Origin of the sequence: Amnimonas aquatica (assembly GCF_002943415.1) — a bacterium.
Taxonomy (GTDB): domain Bacteria; phylum Pseudomonadota; class Gammaproteobacteria; order Pseudomonadales; family Moraxellaceae; genus Perlucidibaca; species Perlucidibaca aquatica_A.
In genome coordinates this window covers 1-1,857 of record NZ_PTQZ01000274.1, presented here as the reverse complement: position 1 = coordinate 1,857, position 1,857 = coordinate 1, and the positions used below count along the sequence as shown (strand labels likewise).

The window sequence follows — 1,857 nt, the reverse complement described above, 5'->3', positions numbered from 1 at the left end:
TGTCCAGGTGCAGGCTGCGGCTGTGGCCGGCGAGGCGGGCGGCGGTCTCTTCCAGGCCGTCGGCGTTGCGGTCGCAGAGCACCAGCCGCGCGCCCAGCGAGGCCAGGTGCAGGGCGGTGGCGCGGCCGATGCCGGAGCCGGCGCCGGTGATCAGGGCGAGGCGGTCGCTGAAGTCGTATCGGGCCATGGCGGTCTCGTTGTTGTTGTCGGGCGGTCAGGCGTGCTTGCGGCGGCGCTTCAGCAGACCGTCGTCGATGATCTGGCGGAAGTGCTCGACGAAGGTCTGCTCGGCCGGATGATACTGCACGCCGAGCGCCAGGCTGCGCCGGTTGTCGAATCGCACCGGATGACCGACGTTGCGGCTGATGAACGGTCGCGTCACCGGCCCCATGAGCGGCCCGACGGCCCACACCAGCGCCTTCGGCACCTGGCTGCGCGGGAACGGGTAGCCCTTGCCGTAGTGCGCGCGCAGTATGCCGCCGATCTGCAGCATGGTCAGCGTCTCCGCCACCAGCAGGTGGCGGCCCTCGGCGTCGGCCTTGAAGCCGGCCAGCAGGTGGGCGCGGGCGACATCGCGCACATCCACCACGCCGTAGCTGAGGTCGGGCACGCCGGTGCGCAGGCGGCCATCGCCCATGGAGACCAGGGTGTCGATGCTGGCGGAGTGGCTGCCCGGGGTCAGCGAAGGGCCGTAGACCATGCCCGGGTTGATCACCACCAGGTCCCAGCGCGACTGCGCTTCGCAGAGCTTCCAGGCTTCGCGCTCGGCGGCGACCTTGGAGTACTGGTAGGGGTTGTGGTCGACGCTGCTGCTGGTGTTCCACTGCGCTTCGGTGAGCGTGCCGCCCGGCGCCGCGGCGGCGTCGGCGTTGTCGCCGAACACGGCGGCGACGCTGGAGGTGAGCACCACGCGCTGTACGGAGTCGATGCGGCTGGCGGCTTCCAGCACGTTGCGCGTGCCTTCCACGGCCGGGCGCACCAGGGCCTCGTTGGCGTCGGTGAAGCCGTCGAGCACGAAGGGCGAGGCGGTGTGCATGACCAGCTCGCAGCCCTGCATGGCTTCGTCGAAGCTGCCTTCGGCGAGCAGGTCGGCCTTGAACAGCTTCAGCGTGCCCGGCGCGCCCTCGGCCAGCGCCAGCAGGTGCGCGACGCTGGAAGTGCGGTTGGGGTCGCGCACGGTGGCGTGCACGGTGCGGCCTTCATCGAGCAGGTACTTCACGATCCATCCGGCAATGTAGCCGGAGGCGCCGGTGACCAGGACCGGGCTGTGCGGGGAAATGTGGCGGCTCATGACGCGGACTCCGGGGGCGGATAACTGACAGGGCAAGATGCCACATTGTCAGGCGCCGGGCAAAGTCAGCGTATGGCCGCCATGTCCGCCGGTTCCTGCTGCGCCAGCCTGGGCTGCCGGCAGTCGTTGCTGATGTCGAGCGAGGCGGCGCGCACGCTGGTGCGGATGTTCAGCAGGCCGAGCATGGTGGGGAACAGGTTGTCGTGCGACAGCTCGGCATCGCGCTGCCGGGCCAGGCAGGCTCGGCCGTCGCCCATGGCCTGGCTGAAGCCGTCTGACAGCCAGGCGACCATGGGCACGTGGGTCTGCTGCGAGGGGGCCAGCAGGTACGGCGCGCCGTGCAGATAGAGGCCGTGCTCGCCGGTGGATTCGCCATGATCCGACACGTAGAGGAAGGCGGTCTGGTAGCGGTCCTCGCGTGCTTTCAGCACATCGATGATGCCGGCCAGCACATGGTCGGTGTAGGCGATGGTGTTGTCGTAGGCATTGACGATCTCCTGCCGGCTGCAGTTCTGCAGCGCGCTGGTCGTGCAGTCGGGGGTGTAGCGTCTGAAGGCGGCCGGGTA

The 1,857-nt window shown here is 69.5% G+C and carries 3 protein-coding genes; all 3 read right to left on the bottom strand.

Annotation, left to right across the window (positions count from 1 at the left end; genetic code table 11):
* Positions 1 to 187: SDR family NAD(P)-dependent oxidoreductase (locus C5O18_RS08985; protein WP_146089321.1), on the bottom strand; the 187-nt coding region annotated here is incomplete at its 3' end.
* A 27-nt stretch (positions 188 to 214) separates the two neighbouring features.
* Positions 215 to 1,291 (bottom strand): SDR family oxidoreductase, encoded by a 1,077-nt coding sequence (locus C5O18_RS08980; protein ID WP_105193263.1) that lies wholly within the window; start codon positions 1,289 to 1,291, stop codon positions 215 to 217.
* Between the two features lie 65 nt (positions 1,292 to 1,356).
* The coding region (locus tag C5O18_RS08975) for a phosphoethanolamine transferase (RefSeq protein WP_158249320.1) at positions 1,357 to 1,857 on the bottom strand (501 nt) is incomplete at its 5' end.